Source organism: Ruegeria sp. ANG10, from assembly GCF_040705255.1.
Lineage (GTDB): Bacteria > Pseudomonadota > Alphaproteobacteria > Rhodobacterales > Rhodobacteraceae > Ruegeria.
Genome location: NZ_JBFCVU010000003.1, coordinates 122235 through 145705 on the forward strand (window position 1 = coordinate 122235; position 23471 = coordinate 145705).

Genomic DNA, 23471 nt, shown 5'->3' on the forward strand with positions numbered 1-23471 from the left:
GCGCAGCAGTCTAAATTTCGGGCTCGAAATTCTGCAATCATCAAAGGAATGAACCAATAGCTCGCAGACCTCACAACGCGCCGCCGCAGCGAGACACCGGCCCGCGCGTCAATGATAAGATCCGTGCCCCCGAAATTCGCCTGATTGGCGCCGAAGGTGAAAACGTCGGGGTGGTTCATCCCGCCAAAGCAATGCAAATGGCCGCCGATGTCGGACTTGATTTGGTTGAAATCTCGCCCAATGCGAACCCGCCTGTCTGCAAGATCATGGATTTCGGCAAGTTCAAGTACGAACAGCAGAAACGCGAAAGCGAAGCACGCAAAAAGCAAAAAATCATCGAGGTGAAAGAGGTCAAATTCCGACCCAACACCGACACGCACGATTATGATGTGAAAATGCGCAACGTGTTCAAGTTTCTTGAAAACGGCGACAAGGTCAAAGTTACCCTGCGTTTCCGTGGTCGTGAGATGGCGCACCAGAACCTGGGTCGTGAGCTGCTGGAGCGTGTGGCCGAAGACGTCAAAGAGCTGGGCAAGATCGAAAACATGCCCAAAATGGAAGGTCGTCAGATGATCATGATGATCGGGCCTCTGCCGCAGAAATAAATTTCTGACAGATTAAATGATCAAAGCCCCCTTCTCATAAGGGGGCTTTTCCATTTCAAGCGCGCTGTTTCATACCGCTAGATCACGGTCGCTATTGCCTTGTTCAGCTTGCTGGCCATCTCATCAATCTGCGCGTCTTCGATGATAAAGGGCGGTGCCAACAGGATGTGATCCCCCAGCCGCCCGTCGCGTGTGCCGGACATGGGATAGCAAATCAGTCCTTCGGCCAGCGCGGCCTTTTTGATCTTGCCAGCCACCCCAAGCGCGGGGTCAAGCGGCGCCTTGGTGTCACGATCCGCCACCAGTTCAACGCCTCGGAACAATCCCCGACCTCGAATATCTCCGACATTGGGATGCTGGCCCAAAGCAGCCTCAAGTTTGGATTGGACCTTTTGCCCCATGACCGCCACCCGAGCAGGCAGATCGCGTTGTGTCATTTCGCGGACAACAGCCAGGGCTGCCGCTGTCGCGACCGGATGCCCGATATAGGTGTGGCCGTGCTGAAAAAAACCAGACCCGTCGCGAATTGCATCAAAAATCTGCGCGGTACACATCATTGCACCGATGGGTTGATACCCAGCCCCCAACCCCTTGGCGATACATAGAATATCAGGGGTGACCCCATCGTGATCGCAGGCAAACAGATGCCCTGTCCGACCCATACCGCACATCACCTCATCGAGGATCAACAGTACACCGTAGTGGTCGCAGATTTCGCGAACACGTTTGAAATACCCCTCGACCGCTGGCACCGCGCCCAAGGTTGCGCCAACAACCGGCTCAGCCATAAACGCCATTACGGCGTCAGGGCCCAGCCTTAAAATTTCAGCCTCAAGCTCATTGGCCACGCGCTGACCGTAGTCAAAGCTCCTCTCGCCGTCGGTTTTATCCACGTATTCATAGCAGGGCGCGATGTGAGTCATCTCGATCAGCATCGGTGCGAACTGCGCGCGCCGCCATGCGTTGCCCCCAGCTGACAAAGCCCCCAGAGTGTTCCCGTGATAGCTCTGCCGCCGGGCAATGACATGTCGCCGCTCAGGCTGGCCAATTTCCAAATAATACTGCCGCGCCAGCTTGATCGCAGCCTCGGTCGCCTCGGACCCACCCGACACGAAATACACCCGATCCAAATCACCCGGAGCATGCTCGACCAGCAAATCCGCCAACGCCTCGGCCGGTTTCGAGGTCATAAACCCGGTATGCGCAAAAGCGATCTGTTGGACCTGTTCCTGTACTGCCCGGATGACGGTTGGGTTGGAATGCCCCAGACACGACACCGCCGCATCACCACAATCCAAATAGCGGCGGCCCTGCGCGTCAATCAGGTAACACCCGTCCCCACCAGCCGCGACCGGCAACTCAGATTTTGTGTGACGAGGAAATACGTGACTCATTTGACTTCCCTTTCCAACTTGGCAACAAGCGCCGACACCGACGCGGCATTGTCTTTCCAAAGGGTTCCGCTCTCATCCGTCAGGCTGTTTTCAAACCCAACGCGAACGTCCCCGCCTTGCCCGGCTGCATATGCCAGACAGGCATGTTCCTGCGCGCCAAAGGCACAGACCATCCATGGCGACGACCCCTTGGGAAATCTGTCCAGGTCCTGCGGGGTAGATTGCTGACCGGTCGTATAGCGCCCCAGAACCAAAATACGCTCTACCTGATCTTCACGCACAATTCCGGTTTTTTGCCATTGAGCCAGCAAGTCGACGTCATCGGCATCGTACAGAATGTGCTGCACCCGTGTACCTTGCGCGGCACACAGACCGTAAACCTGATCGGCCAATTCAGGCGAGCGCGCAATCTCCCGTATGGAAATCGAGGCCCAGTCGGGGCACACCCGTTCCAAACACGCGAACTGAGCCGCCACATCGAACACGCCCGCGGCCTCGGTCGTGATCTGTAGGTCCAGTCCGGGTACACTTTCACGTAACGCGGTTATCGTTTCCAGATACTGACCAGCGTCCAGAGAATGCTGTCCCTCCGCGTCCCGTATATGCAAATGCAATCCGTTCGCGCCCGCAACTAAACAGGCGCGTGCGGTCTGGATGATCTGATCGGTGGACACCGGCAATTCCGGGTGATCCGACGTCCCACGCCGCGCGCCATTTGGGGCGACCAGAACATAGGGCCGCCCAGCAGTTTGGATTTTTGATTGCGAGTCCGACATGCACACTCCTCAGGTAATACTTGCCCTATCTAATCCGCTGAAAAATGTTTTTTACTTGCTAATTTCATAACATTTGTTTTTTTACTGCCATGAACAGCACACCAACCCAGATCATCGACCATCTGCGTCAAGAGATTGAACAGATGCCAGCTGCCCTGCAAGCTGCCGCCAAATACATCATCGACTACCCCGGAGATTTCGGCCTTGATCCGATCCGCACCACAGCCGCCCGGATTGGCGTCAGCTCGAATGTTCTGGTTCGTTTGGCGCAACGCATGGGTTTCGATGGATTCGAGACCTTCCGCACCCCATTCCGCAATGCTCTGGTCACCGACAGGGAAAGTGATTTGGGACAAGAATGGCTGAGCGCCCTGCAATCCGAGGATCCCTTTGGCACCTTTCAAGCCAAACTGGTGCAGAACGAACAGAACGTCGTCACACGGTCGCTGCGCCTCATGAAACCCGAAAAAGTGCGCGAGGCCATCCAGTACATGACCACATCTCGCCGGTGTTTCGTGACGGCAACGCGCGCCAGCTATGCGCTGGCCTATTATTTCTCCTATACGGGACGCATGGCGCATCCGGGCATTCAATTGGCGCCGCGCCATGTAGGATCTGCAACTGACGATCTGCTGGACGCAGATCATCGCGATTGCCTCATCGCTATCACTGTTCACCCCTATTCTGCGGATACGATCCAGTCGATGCGCTTTGCAAAGCAACAGGGGCTGCGCCTGATCCTGATCTCGGACAGTGACGTGATTGCACCAGGGGTCGAGCCTGAAGTTACTTTCACTGTCAGCACCCGCGCCTTGCACCCGTTTTCCTGTTTCACCGGCGCAATGACTGTTCTGGAATGTCTGTTGGGTCACCTGTTTGAAATCGGAGGTGACGCCGCTCGTCAACGGCTGGAGTCCTATCAAAAAGCCCGCGAAGACACCGGCGCATACTGGCAGCCCTCAAAACCCCCGAAGCTACGCCGCACGTAAAAAGCCCCGACACGCGGGCCGGGGCTTCAATAAGATTGCTGCAATCACATACAGGCTTCGACTGCCCGTTTAGTCATGACGCCCACAAGATGTGCACGGTAGTCCTTACTGCCATGCAGATCGGCGATCATGTTGGCCGGATTGATGCGCAAATCCATTAGCGCATCCGCCCGGAACTCTTTGTTCAATGCCTCTTCTGCCTCGGACCACCGGAATACACCGTCGTCACCGGCCCCGGTTACAGCAACGCGCACCCCATCCGCAAAACGGGCCAGATACACACCGACCAGAGCAAACCGCGAGGCCGGTTGCAGGAATTTCTGATAGCTCGCTGCCTGTGGCACCCGGAACCGGATCGATGTGATGATCTCACCCTCGTCCAATGCGGTCGAAAACAACCCTTCAAAGAAATCATCGGCCGCAATCTGACGAGCATTGGTGATGATTGTCGCCCCCGAGCCCAAAACGCCCGCCGGATAGCAGGCCGCCGGATCGTTGTTGGCAACCGAACCGCCGATGGTGCCGCGATTGCGCACCGCTGGATCGCCGATCTGACCGGCCAGCGCCGCCAATGCCGGATAACTGCCAGCAGCCTCAGTCGCGACGGAGGCATGCGTTGTTGCCCCGCCGATGGAGACCGAGCCATCATCGTCGACACACACACCCTTCATCTCGGCAATTCCGCTTAACGAAACCAGAACCGAGGGTGACGCCAACCGTTGTTTCAGCGTTGGAATCAGTGTTTGCCCACCCCCCAAAGCCTGCGCGTCTTCGACCCCCAATGCGGCGACCGCATCAGCAACGGTCGAGGGTTTCTCAAACTCGAAATTGTACATTTCGTCTTCCTTTCCGAAAGGCGCGGATCCGCCCTTCATCTGGCTATAAATACCTCGGGGGTCCGGGGGCTGCCCCCCGGTCCACCCTCTCCATTCAGCTGTTCATCGCCGCCCAAACGCGCGATGGGCTCATTGGCATGTCGATGTGATCCACCGCCTTACCTCCCGAGTTCAGCGCATCCAGCACCGCGTTCACCACTGCGGGCGGTGAACCGATCGCGCCAGCCTCACCACAACCTTTGACACCCAGCGGGTTGTGCGTACATGGCGTCTGGCTGGAGTGGTCGACCGCATAGAACGGAACGTCATCGGCACGCGGCATGGCGTAATCCATGTAAGAGGCGCTCAGCAGTTGGCCATTTTCGTCGTAAGCGCAGTTCTCTAACAGCGCCTGGCCAATGCCCTGACCGATACCGCCGTGCACCTGACCATCGACGATCATCGGATTGACGATGTTGCCAAAGTCATCCGCAGCCGTGAAGGCTTCGATGCTGACCCGCCCGGTTTCCGGGTCGACCTCGACCTCACAGGCATAGGCCCCTGCGGGGAAAGTAAAGTTGGCCGGGTCATAAAACGCGGTTTCCTCCAACCCTGGCTCAACCTCCAACGGATAGTTGTGCGGCACATAAGCCGTGAGGGTCACATCGCCCCAGGCCACTGATTTGTCGGTGCCTGCGACACTGAACTGACCGTCCTTCAGCTCGATATCGGCCTCGGACGCCTCAAGCAGGTGAGCCGCGATCCGCTTGGCTTTCTCGATCACCTTCTCGGTCGCCTTGACCATGGCCGAGCCGCAGACCGCCAACGAGCGAGACCCATAGGTGCCCATACCAAACGGAATCTTAGACGTATCGCCATGCACAATCTCAACCATCGACTCGTCAATGCCGATCATGTCTGCCACAACCTGCGGAAAAGCGGTTTCATGCCCTTGCCCATGGCTATGCGCACCGACCATGACACTGATCGAGCCGGTGGCATTTACCCTCACCGTCGCCGCATCATAAAGACCCGCTCGGGCCCCGAGCATGCCAACGATGTTCGAAGGCGCGATACCGCAGGCTTCAATATAGCAATTGATGCCAAGCCCGCGCAGCTTGCCCTTCGCTTCGCTTTCCGCGCGGCGCGCCGCAAAGCCTACCAAATCGGCCGCGGTTTCAAGCTTGTCCATCGTCCCATTGTAATCCCCGGTGTCATAGGTCAGCGCCACCGGTGTGTCATAGGGGAACTGGGTGATAAAATTCTGACGACGCAGGGCAACCGGATCGACCCCCAACTCGCGCGCGGCTTTGTCCACGACGCGTTCCAGTTGGAATGTCGCCTCGGGCCGTCCTGCTCCTCGGTACGCATCCACCGGCACCGTATTGGTAAACATCGCCTTCACGTTCACCTGAATAACCGGCGTCTTGTAATTGCCTGCCATCAACGTGCCGTGCAGCCAGGTCGGAACCGAGCTTGAGAAGGTCGACAGATAGGCACCCAGATTGGCGTAGGTATTGGTGCGCAAACCGACAAAGTTGTTGTCCCCATCCAGCGCCAGCTCGATGGTGCTGACATGATCGCGACCATGAGCGTCCGACATAAACGCCTCGGACCGACTAGCCGACCATTTGACCGCACGATTGCAAGCCTTGGCGGCAAAGGTGCAGAATGCCTCTTCGGCATAGTGGAAAATCTTGGTGCCAAAGCCGCCGCCGACATCCGGTGCCACAACGCGGACCTTATGCTCGGGCAGGCCCAGAACAAACGCACACATCAGCAGCCGGATCACATGCGGGTTCTGTGACGTTGTGTACAGCGTGTATTCATCCGTGCTGCGCTTGTATTCGGCTACGGCCACGCGCGGCTCCATCGGGTTTGCCACCAGACGGTTGTTCACAAGATCCAATGTGGTCACGTGCGCCGCATTGGCGAAAACCTCATTTACCTTGGCGTCATCGGCCTCACCCAACTGCCAGTCATAGCAGATGTTGTTCTTAAGATCGTCATGAACCAGCGTCGCGCCATCCTGCGCGGCGACTTTCATATCCATGACGGCAGGCAGTTCCTCGATGTCGACATCAATCGCCTCGGCGGCATCACGAGCCTGTTCAAGACTGTCAGCGACAACCGCCGCAATCGGGTCGCCCACATGGCGCACCTTACCTTGCGCTAGAATGGGGTGCGGCGGCTCTTGCATGGGCGCGCCATGCTTGTCGGTGACTTCCCAGCCGCAGGGCATCCCCCCTACGCCTTCAAAATCCTTACCCGTGAAAACCTTGACCACGCCGGGCATACCTTCGGCGGCAGAGGTGTCCACGCTTTTGATCCGTGCATGCGCGATGTCGGACCGCAGAAAATGCACATAGGCCTGGCCGGCCACGTTGATATCGTCGGTATAATTGCCGTCTCCGGTCAGAAAGCGCACGTCTTCGCGGCGCTTGGAACTGGCTCCGATGCCACTGTCTTTGGGCATTGCTTGTTCTCCTCCCATTAACGGATGCTTATGCACCCTTTGTCATCCCACGGGCGTCTCGCTTACGCCCGCAGCGGCATCATTCGGCAGCGATGCTGCTGACGTCCTGGCCAGACGCGGCCATGATCGCCTTGACGATGTTGTGGTATCCGGTGCAGCGACACAGATTGCCTTCCAGATACTTGCGGATTTCAGCTTCGGTCGGGCGCGGATTGTCTTTCAGCAAAGCAGCCGTACTCATCACCATGCCCGGCGTGCAGAAACCGCATTGCAACCCGTGGTGATCCTGAAAGGCCTGCTGAATGGTGTTCAGCGAACCATCGTCGTTGGCCTGCCCCTCAATCGTGCCGACATCGGACCCATCAGCCTCAAGCGCAAGCATATTGCAGGATTTGACCGCCTCGCCATTCACATGGACCACACACGCACCGCACTGTGCAGTGTCGCATCCTACATGCGTTCCAGTCAGTGACAGATGATCGCGTAGAAAACTGGACAGCAAGGTCCGGCCCTCGACATCACCGCTCACGGATTTTCCGTTCACGGTCATTGAGACCTGTGTCATTCGCTCCTCCCAAAATGAAACTCCCTGGCCCGAGTTAAACACGGGAATTTTTGTTTGAGAACAAAAATATTTAGCGATTTGCCCAGGAGGTCATTTGGGTAGCCTTCATAAGTATTACACTGACTCAGAAAGGCAAATTATCGCCGCGATGCCCGTGGTTGCGGCCGCGTCGGGATCTCTTTAAGCAAACCACCTACGCCCATCCCGGCAATGTCCGCACCGGTCGTGTCGATCCCGCAGGCGACACGGGACAGGACCCAATCGGCCCCGTTCAACGCCGGTGACCGCGCACATCCCGGCAATCCGATCACCGGTCGCGATCCAAGCGAGCCAAGAAATAGCAGATTGCCCGGGTCGACCGGCATGCCAAACCGATCCACCTGCCCACCTGCGGCCCGCACCGCCTGAGGGGCGACATCCGCCACATCCGAGGTGGCCGACCCGGTCAGTATCATCGCCACTTGGCCTTGTATCTCAGAGACAGCTTGCGCAATCGCATCCGTCTGGTGCGGGACGATGCGAACATCGGTCATCTCCATCCCCAGCGCCTCGACCCGGCCCTGAATTGCGGCGATACCTTTTTCATTCGAAGGACCGCCAGGAATGTCAGTCACAACCAACCCCGCTTTTTGGTAGATCGGTGTTGCTAGGCGAATAGCGCCTTGCGCCAGCCGAGCCGCTTCTAGAACATCTGCGCCCGGCACGGCGTAGGAAATGACCTTGATCGTTGCGACCATACCTCCGGCACCCATCTGCTGATGTTGCTGCACGGTGGCAACTGTGATCATCGGGTTGACCTGATTGAACGCCTCAAGTGCTGCAACATCAAGAACCGCAACACCCGGCCCGTCCGCCAACAGGTTCACGCGCCCGGTGAACGGTTGCGTCACACGTAACGCGGCAGCTTGCGGATCGGGTGCCAGAGCATCGGCCAGCATCCCGGCGGCCTTGTCCTCATGACAATCTCCGGGCTCTAGCCGGGCGACCGTGACAGCCTCATACCCAGCGGCAGCCAATTGCTCTTGATGCTCGGGCGTTAGAACGATTCCTTTGCGCAGTTTGGCGTTCTGAACCTGCACGGAATGCGCCAGGATGGCTCCGGCAGCTTGATCGACGGGAACAGCGCCGAACTTCACGCTTTGCCTCGCAGCACGGCTGTCATTTGCGCCAAAATGGCCACGGCGATTTCTGAAGGCCCTGCAGCCCCGATATCCAACCCGATGGGGCCATGAATGCGGGCGATCTGTGCGTCGGTAAAGCCGGCCTCTTTCATCCGTGCCACCCGCTTGGCATGGGTTCGGGTCGATCCCAGAGCGCCGATATAAAACACGCCCGCCTGCAAGGCTGACTCCAAGGCCGGGTCGTCCAGCTTTGGGTCATGGGTCAACAACACCACTGCCGTGCGTGCGTCCAAGCCCAGTTTGGCCACCGCCTCATCCGGCCAATCGGTCAGGATCGTCTCACCCGGAAACCGTGCGTCCGAGGCAAAGGCGTCGCGCGGATCGATGATAGCCGGATCATACCCGGCGATCCGCGCCATCGGCACCAACGCCTGCGCGATATGAACCGCGCCAACAATGATAAGTCGCAGCGGGGGGTTATGAACCGCAACGAATGTCTGACCGTCCTCTTCAAAACCGGATCGGTCCATGCGCAGCCGATCTGCATAAGCGTTGCGGCGCAGGGCCCGATGACCGGTTTCGATGTTCACTTCGTAGGCCACGGGGTCACGCCCGGCACGCGCCTTTACCAGCTCATGCAGCATGGGTTCGGGCAGCACGCTGCCCACGGGCTCGACCAGAACACGGATTGTACCGCCACAGGCCAGACCCACGGCAAAGGCGTCCTCGTCGCTGACGCCAAATTCTAACAGGCGCGCTTCGCCTTCGTCGATCGCCTCCAACGCCTCGACCACAACTGCGCCTTCGACACAACCGCCCGAGACCGAACCTTCGATCCGTCCATCCGCACCTATGACCAGCTGCGCACCAACACGGCGCGGAGCACTGCCCCAGGTCTCTACCACTGTGGCCAAGGCTGTGGGTTGCCCTTGGCTGAACCAGCGCAAAGCCGTTTCCGGGCTATTGTCGAATCTGTCCATAAACACTCTCCGCCAGCGTTCTGACCCAACATAGGCAGGTTTCGCCATATGAAAAGGAAACCCGGTCATCAACTCTGTGCGTGAGTTCGAAGTTCGGAACCTTCGGCGCAATTTAGCCCGGATTGCCGCCATTTCCGCAAGGGATTGATTGTCACGGGGCCTGATTCTAGCTTACACGCGCGACTAGTGCATTCCAGTATGCGCATATTTAATTTTCGCAAGGGAGACAGAGACTTGAAACGCATTTTTACACTCGGAACAGCAATTGCCCTGTTGGCGTCAACCGCAGTCAGCGCGGACACATTCCTGCGTTATGGCGAAGTTGAAGGATGGAAGGTCTTCATCGATCAGGAAAAGAAATCCTGCCTAATCGAGGCTGTAGATAGCGCTGAAAACGTGGTGCAGATGGGCCTGACCGAAGATCGTGGCGTTGGGTACGTGGGCGTTTTCACCAAAGCCAAGACCGACATCAAGCGCGGCGAAAAAGAAGCCGTAGCAATATTGCTGGGCGACAATGTTTACGTCGGCGAAGCCACTGGCATGAAGGGTAACATCACCAAAGGCTATTCTGGCGGCTATGTTCTGTCAGATGATCCCCAATTCGCCGAGGATATCGCAAAGCAAAAGGTCATGGTCGTGTTCCCGGAAAAGGAATTCGCCTTCACCGTTGATCTGACCGGCACCTACAAGGCCATGGAAATGGCGCGTAAGTGCAACGAAGAACAGCTGGGCTAAGGTTTAGCCAGAAAGCGCGGTCATCAGCCGCGCTTTCTCACCCATATCATCGGGCTTTGAGATTGCGACGGCCAGGTCTTCCAGTGACGCAATTGAGTGGCCGGCGCGGAAACTGTCCACATGCGGCAGCATGGCCACCACCCCCTGCGCCTTGGGCATGAACCCATCCCAACGCAGCAGCGGATTAAGCCAGATCAGACGGCGCGACGACAGATGTAGGCGCTCCACCTCTCGGCCCAAGGCGTCGGGATCGCCCCGATCCAGCCCGTCCGAGATCAGCAGAACCACAGCCCCCTGCCCCATAACCCTGCGCGACCAATCGCGGTTGAACGCGTGCAGGCATTCCCCGATCCTGGTTCCGCCCTCCCAATCTTGTGCTTCGGCACCAGCCGCAGCAAGCGCTGCGTCCACGTCGCGTTGTTGCAAATGACGGCTGATGTTGGTCAGGCGGGTGCCAAAGGTAAAGGCATGCACCCTGGCCCAACCCGCGCCCTTGGTGTTCGAAACAGAGTGAAGGAAGTGCAAGATAAGCCGACTGTATTGGCTCATCGATCCCGAAATATCACACAGCACCACAAGGTTGGGCCAACGCAGCTTAGGCTTCAGGCGGGCGATATCGCGCAGTTCCCCGCCCTGACGCATCGCCGACCGCAACGTCCGGGCACGGTCAATCCGGTGCCCCAGATGGCTGGCTTGTCCCCGGCGGGATTCGATCGGTTTTACAGGCAACGCCAGCCACGCCAGCATGCGCTTAGCCTGCGCGATTTCGGCCGTACTCATCTGTTCAAAATCCAGACTGCGCAGCCGTTCCTCGGTCGACGCCGTTTTTGAGGCGTCGATCTCCAACTCAGTTTCTCCCTCGTCCTCATCAACGTCTGGCGGGTCACGCTCGACTCCGTCCAACAAAGCCTCGGCCGCGCGCTTTTCGGCGGCGTCGGCCTTGCGTTCCTCTTGCACGCCGCGGATCGCGGGCAACATCAAGGACATCATATGTTCAAGATACCGCGGGTCGCGCCAATACAGGCGAAAGACCTGCGCAAACACCGTGCGATGTTCGGGGCGGTTCACGAAACAAGCGTGCAAGGTCCAGTAGAAATCCTGCTTCTCCGTAAATCCTGCTGCCTGAACGGCACGTATGGCATCAACCACCCTGCCTGTCCCGATGGGCAAACCGGCCTTGCGTAAGGCTCGCGCAAAATGAGTGATGTTTTGCGCCAGCTTCGGGTCGTCAGGAATATCAAGCGGGAGTTGTTCCGCCATCAGGCCGGTTCCAGATCCGCTTTCGCCTCATCCAGAATTCGCTTCGCCTCGGACCCTTGCAGCTTTTGAATGTCGTCTTGGTATTTCAGGATTGCACCCAACGTATCGCCAATCACCTCGGGGCTGAGGTTGATCACGTCCAGCGCCAGCAGGCATTTGGCCCAGTCGATGGTCTCGGCCACGCCAGGTTTTTTGAACAAATCCTCGGTGCGCAGACGCTGGACAAAGGCGACGACCTCACGGCTGAGCGCCTCGGCAGCTTCGGGCGCGCGGGCATGCAGGATTTCGATCTCGCGCTCGAAATCCGGGTAATCGACCCAGTGATACAGACAGCGGCGTTTCAACGCGTCATGCACCTCGCGCGTGCGGTTCGAGGTGACAATGACGATGGGCGGTTCGGGCGCTTTGACGGTGCCGAGTTCGGGAATTGTGACCTGAAAATCGCTGAGAGCTTCAAGCAAAAACGCCTCAAAGGGTTCGTCCGTCCGGTCCAGTTCGTCAATAAGCAAGACCGGCGCTCCGTTCTCATCCGGGCGCATGGCTTGCAACAGCGGGCGTTCAATCAGGTAATCGTCCGAGAACAACTCAGACTGCAAAGTCCCGCGATCTGCACCGCCCGAGGCCTCGGCTGTGCGGATTGCCACCATCTGTGCCGGGAAATTCCATTCGTACACAGCCGAGGACGCATCCAGCCCCTCGTAACACTGCAACCGGATCAGGCGTCGGTTCAGCCCGGCGGCCATTGCCTTGGCGATTTCTGTTTTTCCGACCCCGGCCTCACCTTCCAGAAACAACGGCCGACCCAGTTTCAGCGACAGAAACACAACCGTAGCCAAGGCCCGCCCGCAGACATAGCCCTGCGCGCCCAGCATTTTTTGAACGGCGTCAATGGATTCCGGCTGTGTCATATCAATTTTCTCCTTCGCCTCAACTGGTCATGGCTGTGTGAAAGCGTCAAGGCCGTAATCTTTCCAGACATACGGTGATCTGAGTCGTTGACAAGGTCTTTTCCGGCGGCGGGCTCTGTGCTAGCCGGTGCGCCATGACCGATAGCATCACGATCCGCCGCCCCGACGACTGGCATCTGCACTTGCGCGACGGCGCTATGCTGCAGGCCGTCTTGCCCGAAACCGCGCGACATTTTGCCCGTGCCATCATCATGCCGAACTTGGTGCCGCCGGTGGTGCGCGGCGATCAGGCCGCCGCCTATCGCGACCGCATTCTGGCTGCCCTGCCCGAAGGTATGACGTTCGAGCCGCTGATGACACTGTATCTGACCGAAGACACTGACGCCGAGGATGTAGCCGCCGCGCATGCCAGCGGGTTAGTCAAAGCGGTCAAACTGTATCCGGCGGGCGCCACGACCAACTCAGCCTCGGGTGTGCAGGATTTCGACAATGTCCGCTCGGTGTTGGAAAAGATGGCCGAGATCGGGTTACCGCTGTGCGTCCATGGCGAAGTCACCGCCCCCGAAGTCGACATTTTCGACCGTGAGGCAGTGTTCATCGACCGTATTCTGGACCCGATCCGCAAGGCGACACCCGGACTGCGAGTGGTGATGGAACACATCACGACCAAAGACGGTGTGGATTATGTGAAGTCAAATGACGCGGATCTGGGCGCGACCATCACCGCTCACCACCTGATCATCAACCGTAACCATATTCTGGTGGGTGGAATCAAACCGCACTACTACTGCTTGCCTGTCGCCAAGCGAGAGGAACACCGGCTGGCGCTGCTGGCCGCTGCGACCTCGGGTGATGCGCGGTATTTCCTGGGCACCGACAGCGCGCCGCATACGGATGCCAACAAGGAAATGGCCTGTGGTTGTGCCGGGTGTTTCACCGCGACAAACACCATGTCGCTGGTGGCCGAGATGTTTGACGCCGAAGGCGCACTGGAAAAGCTTGAAGGCTTCGTCTCGCTTAACGGGCCTGCATTCTATCACCTGCCGGTGAACGAGGGCACCATTACCCTGACCAAGGGCGACCCTGTGGACTACCCCGACAAGATCGAAACCGAGGACGGCCCCGTGACGGTGTTTGAACCGGGCTTCGCTTTGCACTGGCGCGTAGTTTAACGCGCCAGCATTCCTGCCAGATCGCGGGCGCGGCCACCGGTGCGCAGCATCGACCAGATCGCGTCCGCCTCTTCACTGCCGATCAGCTTGGTCGCCTTGCCGCGCACGCGGTCTTCTCGGTCAGACAAGGTCATCGGCGCCATAAGATCATGCGTCGCCTCAAGCCGAGCGCCGTCGCGGCGAAGCAAGGTCAGATGCGCCCGCGTTTCCGACAGAGACTCATCAGCCTCAACCGAGATTCGGTCGCGCAGGGATATCAGCCGTGGATCGGCACAGACCCTTTCTGTGTAGCTGCCCGGCAAAGCCGTATCATAGCCAAGCGCCTGCATGGCAATCACGGTGCGATACGAAAACTTCGCCCCAAGCCCGGTCGTCGGAGTCATCTGGTTGCAAACACTCATCCAGCGAGGGTGGGTCTTGATCTTGATCTCGGCCACTTCGGGTTCGGCAATATCCAGATCGCGCGCGGCCTCAAGTGCGGCGTGCAGGCCGTGGCAACAAGCGTGGAACTTGTGGCTGACATTCTCGAACAGCCATTCATCGCCCAACCCATCTAAAGCGGTTTGCGCATCCGCCTCACCGCTATGGGTCGCACCAAACCCATACTGACCTTCCAAAGCGTTCATGTTCGGCGTGAAGCCTTTAGCGATCAGCAACGCTGCTTCGACCCCGGCCGAAGCCGCAAGCCCTGCATTATAGGGTTTGCCCATTGTTCCGAATTGCGTCTTGAGGCCAGCCGCGCGGGTGGCCGTCAACCCAAGCGTTTTTTGCATCTGATCCGTGTCGAAGCCAAGGATACGCCCCGCCGCAACGGCCGCACCGAACGCGCCTGCCGTAGCGGTTTGGTGAAACCCCGCCTGATAGTGGTCCCGTCCAAGCCACAGCCCGACGCGGATCGAAACCTCCATCCCCACAAGCGCGGCCTCAAGGAAATCGACCAGGATGCGGTCATCCCATTCGCTCAGCGCCAGCGTAGCGGGCAGAATCGCAACCGAAGGATGACCGATATGGGCAAAGTGTGTGTCATCGTAATCCAATGCATGCGACACGGTGCCATTGACCAATGCCGCCCCACGCAACGGCGCCGCTCCACCGCCAAAAAGATGCGCCTGCGCGGCGCCCTCTTCGCCCAAAACAAGGTCACGGATTGTCTTTGAGACCGGCTCATCAACCCCGGCCCGTCCAACAGCAATCCAGTCCAATACAGACAAAGATGTGACGACTCGCGTTTGCAGTGTCGTCTCAACGGGTCCGGCAGCAAACCCTGCAAGAGATGTGGAGAAATCGCTCATGGGCGCAGTCTAGCGTGCGCCGTTTGCGGGTAAAGGCCTAGGTATACAAATCCTTGGCACGGATCTCAAACGCTTGAACGATCCGGTGCATGGCTTCGTTGAACACCACGCCGATAATGCCCTGCAAGATGGCGTTCTTGAATTCGAAATCTACGTGAAAGGACACGTTGCACCCCCCCTCGGGTGCATCCTCGAACTGCCAATCGGATTTCATGTATTTGAACGGGCCGTCCAGATATTCCGTGTCGATCTTCATCTGATCAGGAAACAGCGTTACCCGGCTGCCGAACCTTTCGCGGAACACTTTGAACGAGATGATCAGGTCGGCCTCCATCACCTGAGCCTCACCCGCGGCATAGGTCCGTCGAATACGGGCAGCAGCACACCAGGGCAGAAACTCGGGGTATTTCGCCACGTCCGCGATCAGGTCGTACATCTGCTGCGCCGTATACGGCAGGTGGCGGGTTTCCGAATGAGTAGGCATAGCGTCCGGTATTAACAGGTGACAATGGCGCGTGATTTCGTATGTTGCGCGCCAAAGATCAAGGGGGCAGCGATGAGCGACCGTGCATATGTGATAGATGAGATGATCTCGGCCAAGGCCATCGCCGCCCGGATCGAGGAGTTGTGTCGCGAAATCAGCACTGAATACAAAGACACCGACAAGCTGGTCGTGGTCGGCTTGCTGCGCGGTAGTTTCGTCTTTATCGCCGACCTAGTGCGCGAGTTGGACCTGCCGATTGAGGTGGATTTCCTTGAAGCGTCATCCTATGGCGATTCAATGGAAAGCAGTCGAGAAGTTCGCATTCTCAAGGACTTGCGCGGCGCGATTGAAGGGCGCGACGTTCTGGTCGTCGAGGATATCGTCGATACCGGCCACACACTGAACCACGTCACCCATCTGCTGCAAAGCCGCAAACCCGCGCGGCTGAGATCCATTGCACTGCTGGACAAACCCAGCCGTCGCGAGGTTGATTTCCGGTCCGACTGGATCGGGTTCGAGATTCCGGATGAATTTGTTGTGGGTTATGGAATCGACTACGCGCAGCGCAACCGTAACCTGCCGTTCATCGGCAAGGTTCGCTTCACCGAGGATTGATCGGGCCCAATACCTGCTGAACGGCAGCCAGGAAAATCCCGGTACCGATCGGGATCAGCGCATCCGGGAAATCGTAGTCTGGGTTGTGCAGTTGCGGGTGGTCGCCTCCTGAGCCCAGCCAGAACATTGCCGCTTGGGCGTCTTTGCCGAACTGCCCAAAATCTTCCGAGAACTTCTGCGGGTAAGCCGTCACTTCACAAGATACACCCGTTTCTGAGCAAGATCGGCTTAGGATATCGACGGCGTCAGGCGCGTTCACGCAGGCTTCGAACACGTCTTCATAGGTGATCTCGTATCCAAGCCCTTGATCCAATGCCACTTGTGCAACCAGCACCTCGGCCTCCTCAATCAGGCTTTGCATCCGCGCATCAGCGACGGTGCGCAGGGTCACCCACAGCTCGGCCCGGCCCGGCGCTACGCCAAAGGTCGGTTCACCAAGATTGACATGCGTCACGGTCGTCAGCGCGAAATCGGCGTCCAGCGAACCGCCACTTCCCAGCCCTGCCATTTGCGGCATCAACGCGGCCAGTGCCCTCGCCGGTGAGACCCCATCCTGCGGCGCCGCCGCGTGCGAGGTCTTGCCCTTCAGAGCAACCTTCATTCCGCGAGACGCGCAGTTTGCCGGACCCTCGCAAAGCAGAACGTCACCCAACGCCAGCCCGGGCAAATTATGCAGGGAAAACACATAATCCGGTGCAATTTCCATAAACTTAGGGTCCGCCCTATAGGCAATGGCCCCTTGCCCGGTTTCCTCGGCGGGTTGGAAGATCAACACCACCCGGCCTAGATGAGGACGATTCTGGTTCAGATGGTCCGCAACACCCAGAACCATCACCATATGTCCGTCATGCCCGCACAGATGACCCTTGCCCGAAATGCGCGAGGCATAGGCTGCGCCGGACAGCTCTTGAATGGGCAAACCATCAAGCTCGCATCGAATGGCAATAGTCGGCCCGGCCTGCCCGCTCTCGAACACACCCGCCACTCCGTGCCCACCGATTCCCGTCAAAACCTGATCTGCACCACGGGCACGCAATTCGTCCGCGATCCGAGCGGCCGTCAGCTCTTCTTGGCCCGAAAGTTCCGGGGATTGGTGCAGTTCGTGACGCAGGCGGGTAAGCTGTGCGCGTGTGTCAGGTGTCACCCTTGCTCCAACTTCTTCTGGCGTGCATCGCGCAGGCGGGCAAAATCGTCGCCCGCGTGGTAAGACGACCGGGTCAGAGGCGTTGCTGAAACCATCAGGAAGCCCTTGCCAAAGGCCGCTTTCTCATAAGATGCGAACTCTTCCGGCGTGACAAAGCGATCGACGCCATGGTGTTTCGGCGTGGGCTGCAGGTATTGGCCAATGGTCAGGAAATCAATGTCAGCGGCGCGCATGTCATCCATAACTTGCCGAACCTGTTGTTCGTCTTCACCCAGACCAACCATGATGCCCGATTTGGTAAAGATCGACGGATCCAGTTCCTTGACCCGCTGCAACAGGCGCAGCGAATGGAAATAGCGCGCACCGGGGCGTACTTCGGGATAGAGGCCCGGTACAGTTTCGAGGTTGTGGTTAAACACGTCCGGCTTGGCTTCGACCACGACCTCAAGAACCGAAGGGTCGCATTTCAGGAAATCCGGCGTCAAAATCTCGATCGTTGTTTTGGGTGAGCGGTGCCGTATGGCGCGAATGGTCTGCGCGAAATGCTCTGCCCCGCCGTCAGTCAGGTCATCGCGATCTACGGATGTAATGACTACATGGTTCAGCCCCAGTTTCTGTACAGCGTGCGCCACGCGCCCGGGCTCGAACGCGTCCAGATCATCTGGGCGGCCCGTAGCGATGTTGCAGAATGTACAGCCGCGGGTACAGATCTCGCCCATGATCATCATGGTGGCGTGGCCCTGGCTCCAGCATTCGCCCACATTCGGGCAACCGGCCTCTTCGCACACAGTAACCAGATTGTTCTCGCGCATGATTTTGTGAGTTTCGGCATAGCCCTTACCGCCGGGTGCTTTTACGCGAATCCACTTCGGCTTTTTCGGCTGCGCATTGTCCTGACGATGCGCCTTTTCGGGATGACGTTGTTCGGGGATCTTCAGATCACGCACGGTTTGCTTTCCTGACTTTGGGTCATTTTGCTTCGACATAATATAAACTGCCGTGTCTAGCTATACCACCCATGCATACCTGCCATAGTGGCGCACGTTTCAATTGCAGAATATCGACTGGAGGGAGCCATGAAACACGTTTGAAAACAGTACATTCACCCACGTGGTGCAGAAATTGCATTTGCAGAGAAAATTCCATTGAAGCCAATTTAGAACTGTTTTAACTCCTCCTGAGTTCACACATGAATCACAGGAAATTGAAAATGAAGTCCGGGACAAAACTGCCTGATGTAACCTTTCATACCCGTGTGCGCGATGAGGCCGTCGAAGGCCCCAATCCGTTCCGCTGGGAAGACAAGACAACGGCAGATTACTTTGCCGGAAAGCGCGTGATCCTGTTCTCGCTGCCCGGTGCGTTCACCCCCACCTGCTCGACCTACCAGCTGCCCGGCTTTGAAAATGGCTATGCCGAGTTCAAGGAAAAGGGCATCGATGACATCTATTGCATGTCGGTGAATGACAGCTTTGTCATGAACAAATGGGCACAAGACCAGGGTCTGGAAAACGTCAAGGTTATCCCTGATGGATCGGGCGAGTTCACTCGCAAGATGGGCATGCTGGTCGACAAGGACAATCTGGGTTTCGGCATGCGCTCGTGGCGCTATGCCGCCATCGTCAATGACGGTGTGGTTGAGGCATGGTTCGAAGAGCCCGGCCTGATGGATAACTGCCCCGAAGACCCCTATGGCGTGTCTTCTCCGGACAATCTGAAAAAGCACCTGAACGAAGCGAAAGAGCCAGCTTTGGCTTAAGGCTCACAGCGATCTAATGCAAAAGGCCCGCCACTGGCGGGTCTTTTCATTTTCAGGCGCGGGTTGCGGTGACGATGCTCTCTCCGACCTGCCGAATGACCTGCGCCAGCCCGTCAAACCAATCTTCTCCCGCAGTCGATGCACGCCTTACCAAACCAACCGTCCGCGCCGGTTGCGGCGCACCAAAGCGCAGTAGCTTCAATCCGGGAACAGCCTCGGATTCTGCGCGGGCGGCCAGCTCGGGCATAAGTGTCAGGCCAAACCCTTCGGCCACCAAGCGCGATAGGGTAGCAAGCGAAGACGCGCCCATATTGATCAGACCACTGCTTCGATCCTGACCGCAAACCTCAAGCGCCTGATCAGTCAGACAATGACCATCATCCAACAACATCAGCTGTGCGGTTTGCAGGTCCAGCGGCCGCAAAGCTTCGGGGTTGGTGGTCATGCCTTGAAGGCGCGCAGAACTGCCAGCCAGCAGGAAACGGTCCTGAAACAGCGGCAACTCGAACAGCTCGCCTCCACCCGCAGGCAATGCCATGACACCGGCGTCGATTTCACCGCCGCGCAGCATGGTCAGCAAACGCTCGGTTCTGGCTTCGCGGACCTGCACGCGCAATGACACGTCTGAGGACCGCAAACCCGCCAGCACACCCGGCAGCAAATACGGCGCAATCGTCGGGATGATCCCGATCGCCAACGATCTGTGTCCGCCCGAGCGATCTCTGGCGAACTGGTCCAGCCTATCCGCTGCCCCAAGGACCTGACGCGCGTGATCCAGCACATCGCGCCCCAGCGGGGTCAGCAGAATGTCGCGCGCCTGACGCTCGAAAAGCGGACCGCCCAAACTGTCCTCCAACGCCTTGATCTGCACAGACAAGGCGGGCTGAGATACGTGGCACACCTGGGCGGCCCGACCGAAATTGCGCTGTTCTGCGACTGCACTGAAGTATTTCAGCTGTCTAAGGGTAAAATTCATAACCTTTGATTATCACTCGCCCACCCAAGTGCAACCAAAACATATCGCACCGTTAACCGATCATGCGATTGCGCTCGGATTGCCCCTCATAATGTCGCTTGAGTCGCTGCAACGCGATCCGCAGCACAATCTTGCCCGAGCGCGCCGACCATCCCATCCGCTTTTCCGCAAGCTCAAGCCCTTCGAGGTAACAACAACAGCGCAAAGCCACATCGCTGAGGCCCGGACCCAGATCCGACAAGGCATGTTCAACCCGATACCGTGCATCCGACGCCCCGTGCCCGGCATGGGCTTCACTGTTGAAACCACCGCGCGCCCCGGCCGTCAGAAAATGATCCCAATTCTGTGCGACCTGAGGGCCAATCTGCGCCAGTTCGAAATCCTCACGCAGGCGTTCGCCCGCCGCCACAAGTGTTTCATCAAGAAAAGGCTTTCCATCCCGATCCCGTCTGCGTGCCAATGCGATCAGAGGGCTTTCCGCTGCACTATAACGAATCCGCCGAGGCCGGTCGGGTTTCGCAATCGCGCTCTGACAGGGTGCCATTTGCGCCTGAAACGGAGATTGTGCATCTGCCATTCCAAATTCACTACGCTCACGCGCTTTGTTTTCGGCCTCGGCAATAAGGCGGCTCAGCGCCGTGCGGCCCGACGAGGAAATCCGATACCGCGAAATCCGTCCGGGATTGTCGCAGGAAATCCAGTCTTTCAGCGCCAGCGCTTGCGCGATCTTGCAATCCACAACCGCTGTTCGAGTGGCGCCGCTGTCGCCGGTGTCGCGGACCACCACGGCCTTGTCCATTTCCTCGGCCACCGCAAGCACTGATCCCGTTTCACACAAACGACGCAAAATTCGCAGTGCCTCACGGTTGAATTCTTCGTCCTTGGCGGCGGCGGTTTCTTCTTCGGTCACAGCCAAGGCTCCGAATTGGATCGGGCCCGTGGCATCGGTTGGATCCGAGAAATGCGTCTCGGCCAGAGATTGCAGCGCTGCATCCACCAAAGGATCGTCCCGTCGCATTTCGATGCGCCTGATTTGTCTGAGTATGGTCGAAGCATGGCACCCTGCGGATCGCGCAATATCGCGGATCGACTGTCCGGTCTCTGTGTGGGCAAGGTATCGTTGTGCCCCCTCAGGTACCCAAGCCGGAATGGTGAATGCCATGTTGTTTTCCATAGTTACTTGCCCTCGTCGACACAACAATCTGTTTTCAATCGCCCCCGATGAATTTGTTAACCAATTCTAACTAGAGTTGCTTTCGTTACTCGTTCGTTAACCCGTGGCGACAAGGACCAGATTTGATTCAAAAACATAAACACTCATGAAGTCAGAGTTCGGCGCGAACCCAATCAAGGCAACACCCGCTTAGGTTGTGCAACACATTCAGGGACGTTCACACACACAAGGGAACCCCGGAATGCAGGACCTGATGACCATGATTACCACCCTCCGCCGCCCTCGCCTGTTGGCACGGGCCGCGAAACACGGGGCGCAGGACTATGACCGGGATCGGTACCTGCAACGCATCCTGGGCTATGGATCACTGCCCGGCACGGGCGCGGCTCTGATGCGGCTGATGGAAATGGAGCGAGAGGTTAACGCGCAGCGCGTGGAAGAGGACGCAGCCTATTCTCTGGTCCGTCATTTGGACTTGCTGATCGCGTTGTTGGGCGAGGCGCAGCTGTTTCAGGCCAGCCGCGCCGCGCAATATCAGTGATCAGGTGAAGGCATCCGGCATGGATGCTTTTTTCTTGTCAATGTACTCGTTCAGAGCAGCATTGATTGCCGGGTCGAGTTGCGGTTGCTGGTAGTTGGCCAGCAGATGCTCGACCCGGGCAGAGGCCAGTTGACGCGTGTCACGCCCGCCTTCATCTTCCCAGGTTTCGAACGGTTTGTAGTCCAGCATTTCCGACTTCCAGAACGCGTCCTTGAAGTTCGCCTGCGTATGCGCACAACCCAGATAGTGGCCGCCCGGACCAACCTCGCGGATCGCATCCATTGCCTGCGCGTTCTCGTCGTAAGCCACGCCTTTGGCCAAGCCGTGCAGCACGCCCAGTTGATCCGCATCCATGACGAACTTCTCGAAATCCGCAACCAGACCGCCTTCGAGCCAACCGCAGGAATGCAGCATGAAGTTCACGCCTGACATCAGGCCCATGTTCAGCGAGTTTGCTGTTTCGTAAGCAGCCTGCGCGTCGGGCAGTTTCGAGCCACAGAACGACCCGGCCGAGCGGAACGGCAGGTTCAGGCGACGCGCCAGCTGACCCGCACCATAGGTGACCATCGACGCCTCAGGCGTACCAAAGGTCGGTGCGCCCGAGTTCATATCAATCGACGACACGAAGGCCCCAAAGATCGCCGGGGCACCCGGACGGATGATCTGGCTGTACGCGACGCCGGCCAGAACTTCGGCCAGAACCTGTGTCAGCGTCCCCGCCACCGAAACCGGTGCCATCGCGCCACCCACGATAAAGGGCGAGATGATGCAGGCCTGATTATTTGCAGCGTAAACTTCAAGCGAACCCATCATCACATCGTCGAAGGTCATCGGCGAGTTGATGTTGGTCAGCGAGGTCATCACTGTGTTTTCCTGCACGAACTCTTTGCCGAACAGGATCTCGCACATCTCTACCGAATCCTGCGCCCGGCTGGGGTCGGTGACCGAGCCCATGAACGGCTTGTCCGACAGGGTCATATGCGCCATCAGCATGTCCAGGTGACGCTTGTTCACCGGCACGTCGGTCGGTTCGCACACAGTCCCGCCCGAGTGGTGCAACCACTTGGACATATAGGCCAGTTTCACGAACTTGTTGAAATCGTCCATGGTCGCATAGCGACGGCCACCTTGCGCGTCGCGCACGAATGGAGGACCATAGACCGGTGCCAGCACCAGATTGCGCCCCCCGATGACAACCGATTTTTCGGGGTTGCGCGCGTGTTGTGTGAACTCGCTGGGGGCAGTTTTGATCAGCTGCCGCGCTAGACCGCGCGGGATGCGAACACGTTCACCATCGACATCAGCCCCGGCATCTTTCCAGCGCTGCAGAGCGCCCGGATTGTCGACGAAATTAACGCCGACATCAGCCAGAATGGTTTCCGCATTGGTTTCAATGATCTCCAACGCTTCTGCGTTGAGAACCTCGAAATTCGGAATATTCCGTTCGATGTATTTTGCAGTTTCGATTCGAACTGCGGTGCGCTCGGCCCTGCGGGCGGCACCACCACCGCCTCTGGCTCTGCGTCGGGTGTTTGCCTCTGCCATGAGATAATCCCGTTAGTCATGTTCACGTTGCAAATCGTGTTACCGGAACCGCAGATCACACCAGACGTGGATTACGGCGCTATAGGGGTAAAAGCGACATGATCGCCCATTCGATGTCGTTTGAACCCCTAATTCCTGACGCTCA

At 58.1% G+C, this 23471-nt stretch carries 23 protein-coding genes; 7 read left to right on the plus strand and 16 right to left on the minus strand.

The window, feature by feature from the left end:
• Positions 1 to 56 precede the first annotated feature (56 nt).
• Positions 57 to 605: a translation initiation factor IF-3 gene (gene infC / locus AB1A64_RS07770; protein WP_366551257.1), complete on the plus strand. Its 549-nt coding sequence runs from the start codon at positions 57 to 59 to the stop codon at positions 603 to 605.
• 77 nt (positions 606 to 682) lie between these two features.
• Here the strand turns inward: infC and AB1A64_RS07775 are convergent, their stop codons facing one another.
• Both AB1A64_RS07775 and AB1A64_RS07780 read right to left on the minus strand, forming a co-directional pair.
• Positions 683 to 1999 (minus strand): aspartate aminotransferase family protein, encoded by a 1317-nt coding sequence (locus AB1A64_RS07775; RefSeq protein ID WP_366550881.1) that lies wholly within the window; start codon positions 1997 to 1999, stop codon positions 683 to 685.
• Positions 1996 to 2775, minus strand: a complete 780-nt coding sequence (locus tag AB1A64_RS07780) for a 3-keto-5-aminohexanoate cleavage protein (protein WP_366550882.1) — start codon at positions 2773 to 2775, stop codon at positions 1996 to 1998. Before AB1A64_RS07780 ends, AB1A64_RS07775 begins: the two co-directional genes overlap by 4 nt.
• A gap of 89 nt (positions 2776 to 2864) precedes the next feature.
• Between AB1A64_RS07780 and AB1A64_RS07785 the strand changes: the two genes are divergently transcribed.
• Positions 2865 to 3764, plus strand: a complete 900-nt coding sequence (locus tag AB1A64_RS07785; protein WP_366550883.1) for a MurR/RpiR family transcriptional regulator — start codon at positions 2865 to 2867, stop codon at positions 3762 to 3764.
• Between the two features lie 44 nt (positions 3765 to 3808).
• On the opposite strand, the gene AB1A64_RS07790 is transcribed toward AB1A64_RS07785, so the two are convergent.
• From AB1A64_RS07790 to AB1A64_RS07810, 5 genes are all read right to left on the minus strand, one after another.
• Complete coding sequence (locus AB1A64_RS07790; RefSeq protein ID WP_366550884.1) at positions 3809 to 4600, minus strand: xanthine dehydrogenase family protein subunit M; 792 nt, start codon at positions 4598 to 4600, stop codon at positions 3809 to 3811.
• Positions 4601 to 4694: 94 nt separating this feature from the next.
• Entirely contained in the window at positions 4695 to 7055 is a 2361-nt protein-coding gene (locus AB1A64_RS07795) for a xanthine dehydrogenase family protein molybdopterin-binding subunit (protein WP_366550885.1), read from the minus strand.
• A gap of 79 nt (positions 7056 to 7134) precedes the next feature.
• Positions 7135 to 7620: a (2Fe-2S)-binding protein gene (locus AB1A64_RS07800; protein ID WP_366550886.1), complete on the minus strand. Its 486-nt coding sequence runs from the start codon at positions 7618 to 7620 to the stop codon at positions 7135 to 7137.
• A 137-nt stretch (positions 7621 to 7757) separates the two neighbouring features.
• Positions 7758 to 8756, minus strand: a complete 999-nt coding sequence (locus AB1A64_RS07805; RefSeq protein ID WP_366550887.1) for a molybdopterin-binding protein — start codon at positions 8754 to 8756, stop codon at positions 7758 to 7760.
• Entirely contained in the window at positions 8753 to 9721 is a 969-nt protein-coding gene (locus tag AB1A64_RS07810) for an XdhC family protein (protein ID WP_366550888.1), read from the minus strand. Before AB1A64_RS07810 ends, AB1A64_RS07805 begins: the two co-directional genes overlap by 4 nt.
• Before the next feature lie 234 nt (positions 9722 to 9955).
• On the opposite strand from AB1A64_RS07810, the gene AB1A64_RS07815 reads away from it, so the two are divergent.
• On the plus strand, positions 9956 to 10456 hold the full coding sequence (locus AB1A64_RS07815; protein WP_170348541.1) for a hypothetical protein: 501 nt from the start codon (positions 9956 to 9958) through the stop codon (positions 10454 to 10456).
• A 3-nt stretch (positions 10457 to 10459) separates the two neighbouring features.
• Here AB1A64_RS07815 and AB1A64_RS07820 read toward each other — a convergent pair whose 3' ends face one another.
• Both AB1A64_RS07820 and AB1A64_RS07825 read right to left on the minus strand, forming a co-directional pair.
• Positions 10460 to 11716 (minus strand): VWA domain-containing protein, encoded by a 1257-nt coding sequence (locus AB1A64_RS07820; RefSeq protein ID WP_366550889.1) that lies wholly within the window; start codon positions 11714 to 11716, stop codon positions 10460 to 10462.
• The gene (locus AB1A64_RS07825; protein ID WP_366550890.1) at positions 11716 to 12624 is read right to left on the minus strand and encodes a MoxR family ATPase; all 909 of its coding nucleotides are present in this window, start codon (positions 12622 to 12624) and stop codon (positions 11716 to 11718) included. Before AB1A64_RS07825 ends, AB1A64_RS07820 begins: the two co-directional genes overlap by 1 nt.
• Positions 12625 to 12758: 134 nt before the next feature.
• Here AB1A64_RS07825 and pyrC point away from each other — a divergent pair, with 134 nt between their 5' ends.
• Positions 12759 to 13796: a dihydroorotase gene (pyrC, locus tag AB1A64_RS07830; protein ID WP_366550891.1), complete on the plus strand. Its 1038-nt coding sequence runs from the start codon at positions 12759 to 12761 to the stop codon at positions 13794 to 13796.
• Here pyrC and AB1A64_RS07835 read toward each other — a convergent pair.
• Both AB1A64_RS07835 and AB1A64_RS07840 read right to left on the minus strand, forming a co-directional pair.
• Complete coding sequence (locus AB1A64_RS07835; RefSeq protein ID WP_366550892.1) at positions 13793 to 15088, minus strand: MmgE/PrpD family protein; 1296 nt, start codon at positions 15086 to 15088, stop codon at positions 13793 to 13795. The two genes, pyrC and AB1A64_RS07835, sit on opposite strands and share 4 nt — an antisense overlap.
• A 37-nt stretch (positions 15089 to 15125) precedes the next feature.
• Positions 15126 to 15572, minus strand: coding sequence for a type II toxin-antitoxin system RatA family toxin (locus AB1A64_RS07840; RefSeq protein WP_366550893.1), 447 nt, complete (start codon positions 15570 to 15572; stop codon positions 15126 to 15128).
• Between the two features lie 72 nt (positions 15573 to 15644).
• Here AB1A64_RS07840 and hpt point away from each other — a divergent pair, with 72 nt between their 5' ends.
• Complete coding sequence (gene hpt, locus AB1A64_RS07845) at positions 15645 to 16187, plus strand: hypoxanthine phosphoribosyltransferase (protein ID WP_170348535.1); 543 nt, start codon at positions 15645 to 15647, stop codon at positions 16185 to 16187.
• On the opposite strand, the gene AB1A64_RS07850 is transcribed toward hpt, so the two are convergent.
• Both AB1A64_RS07850 and lipA read right to left on the minus strand, forming a co-directional pair.
• Positions 16174 to 17331: an amidohydrolase gene (locus AB1A64_RS07850; RefSeq protein ID WP_366550894.1), complete on the minus strand. Its 1158-nt coding sequence runs from the start codon at positions 17329 to 17331 to the stop codon at positions 16174 to 16176. The two genes, hpt and AB1A64_RS07850, sit on opposite strands and share 14 nt — an antisense overlap.
• Positions 17328 to 18278 carry a lipoyl synthase gene (lipA, locus tag AB1A64_RS07855; protein WP_366550895.1) on the minus strand — a complete coding sequence of 317 codons (951 nt, stop codon included), beginning with the start codon at positions 18276 to 18278 and terminating at the stop codon, positions 17328 to 17330. Before lipA ends, AB1A64_RS07850 begins: the two co-directional genes overlap by 4 nt.
• Before the next feature lie 263 nt (positions 18279 to 18541).
• Between lipA and AB1A64_RS07860 the strand changes: the two genes are divergently transcribed.
• Entirely contained in the window at positions 18542 to 19090 is a 549-nt protein-coding gene (locus AB1A64_RS07860) for a peroxiredoxin (protein WP_170348532.1), read from the plus strand.
• 52 nt (positions 19091 to 19142) lie between these two features.
• On the opposite strand, the gene AB1A64_RS07865 is transcribed toward AB1A64_RS07860, so the two are convergent.
• A complete protein-coding gene (locus tag AB1A64_RS07865) occupies positions 19143 to 20066 on the minus strand; it encodes a LysR substrate-binding domain-containing protein (RefSeq protein ID WP_366550896.1) in 924 nt (307 codons plus the stop codon).
• Positions 20067 to 20118: 52 nt separating this feature from the next.
• Positions 20119 to 21240, minus strand: coding sequence for a DUF6456 domain-containing protein (locus AB1A64_RS07870; protein ID WP_366550897.1), 1122 nt, complete (start codon positions 21238 to 21240; stop codon positions 20119 to 20121).
• Between the two features lie 241 nt (positions 21241 to 21481).
• On the opposite strand from AB1A64_RS07870, the gene AB1A64_RS07875 reads away from it, so the two are divergent.
• Entirely contained in the window at positions 21482 to 21781 is a 300-nt protein-coding gene (locus AB1A64_RS07875; RefSeq protein ID WP_366550898.1) for a DUF6477 family protein, read from the plus strand.
• Here AB1A64_RS07875 and AB1A64_RS07880 read toward each other — a convergent pair whose 3' ends face one another.
• Positions 21782 to 23326: a trimethylamine methyltransferase family protein gene (locus tag AB1A64_RS07880; protein WP_366550899.1), complete on the minus strand. Its 1545-nt coding sequence runs from the start codon at positions 23324 to 23326 to the stop codon at positions 21782 to 21784.
• Positions 23327 to 23471 lie beyond the last annotated feature (145 nt).

Excerpts from the sequence above, each read along its gene's own strand:
- AB1A64_RS07775 (WP_366550881.1), bottom strand. The coding sequence starts at position 1,999 with ATGAGTCACGTATTTCCTCGTCACACAAAATCTGAGTTGCCGGTCGCG.
- AB1A64_RS07780 (WP_366550882.1), bottom strand. The coding sequence starts at position 2,775 with ATGTCGGACTCGCAATCAAAAATCCAAACTGCTGGGCGGCCCTATGTT.
- AB1A64_RS07785 (WP_366550883.1), top strand. The coding sequence starts at position 2,865 with ATGAACAGCACACCAACCCAGATCATCGACCATCTGCGTCAAGAGATT.
- AB1A64_RS07790 (WP_366550884.1), bottom strand. The coding sequence starts at position 4,600 with ATGTACAATTTCGAGTTTGAGAAACCCTCGACCGTTGCTGATGCGGTC.
- AB1A64_RS07795 (WP_366550885.1), bottom strand. The coding sequence starts at position 7,055 with ATGCCCAAAGACAGTGGCATCGGAGCCAGTTCCAAGCGCCGCGAAGAC.
- AB1A64_RS07800 (WP_366550886.1), bottom strand. The coding sequence starts at position 7,620 with ATGACACAGGTCTCAATGACCGTGAACGGAAAATCCGTGAGCGGTGAT.
- AB1A64_RS07810 (WP_366550888.1), bottom strand. The coding sequence starts at position 9,721 with ATGGACAGATTCGACAATAGCCCGGAAACGGCTTTGCGCTGGTTCAGC.
- AB1A64_RS07820 (WP_366550889.1), bottom strand. The coding sequence starts at position 11,716 with ATGGCGGAACAACTCCCGCTTGATATTCCTGACGACCCGAAGCTGGCG.
- AB1A64_RS07825 (WP_366550890.1), bottom strand. The coding sequence starts at position 12,624 with ATGACACAGCCGGAATCCATTGACGCCGTTCAAAAAATGCTGGGCGCG.
- pyrC (WP_366550891.1), top strand. The coding sequence starts at position 12,759 with ATGACCGATAGCATCACGATCCGCCGCCCCGACGACTGGCATCTGCAC.
- AB1A64_RS07835 (WP_366550892.1), bottom strand. The coding sequence starts at position 15,088 with ATGAGCGATTTCTCCACATCTCTTGCAGGGTTTGCTGCCGGACCCGTT.
- AB1A64_RS07840 (WP_366550893.1), bottom strand. The coding sequence starts at position 15,572 with ATGCCTACTCATTCGGAAACCCGCCACCTGCCGTATACGGCGCAGCAG.
- hpt (WP_170348535.1), top strand. The coding sequence starts at position 15,645 with ATGAGCGACCGTGCATATGTGATAGATGAGATGATCTCGGCCAAGGCC.
- AB1A64_RS07860 (WP_170348532.1), top strand. The coding sequence starts at position 18,542 with ATGAAGTCCGGGACAAAACTGCCTGATGTAACCTTTCATACCCGTGTG.
- AB1A64_RS07865 (WP_366550896.1), bottom strand. The coding sequence starts at position 20,066 with ATGAATTTTACCCTTAGACAGCTGAAATACTTCAGTGCAGTCGCAGAA.
- AB1A64_RS07870 (WP_366550897.1), bottom strand. The coding sequence starts at position 21,240 with ATGGAAAACAACATGGCATTCACCATTCCGGCTTGGGTACCTGAGGGG.
- AB1A64_RS07875 (WP_366550898.1), top strand. The coding sequence starts at position 21,482 with ATGCAGGACCTGATGACCATGATTACCACCCTCCGCCGCCCTCGCCTG.
- AB1A64_RS07880 (WP_366550899.1), bottom strand. The coding sequence starts at position 23,326 with ATGGCAGAGGCAAACACCCGACGCAGAGCCAGAGGCGGTGGTGGTGCC.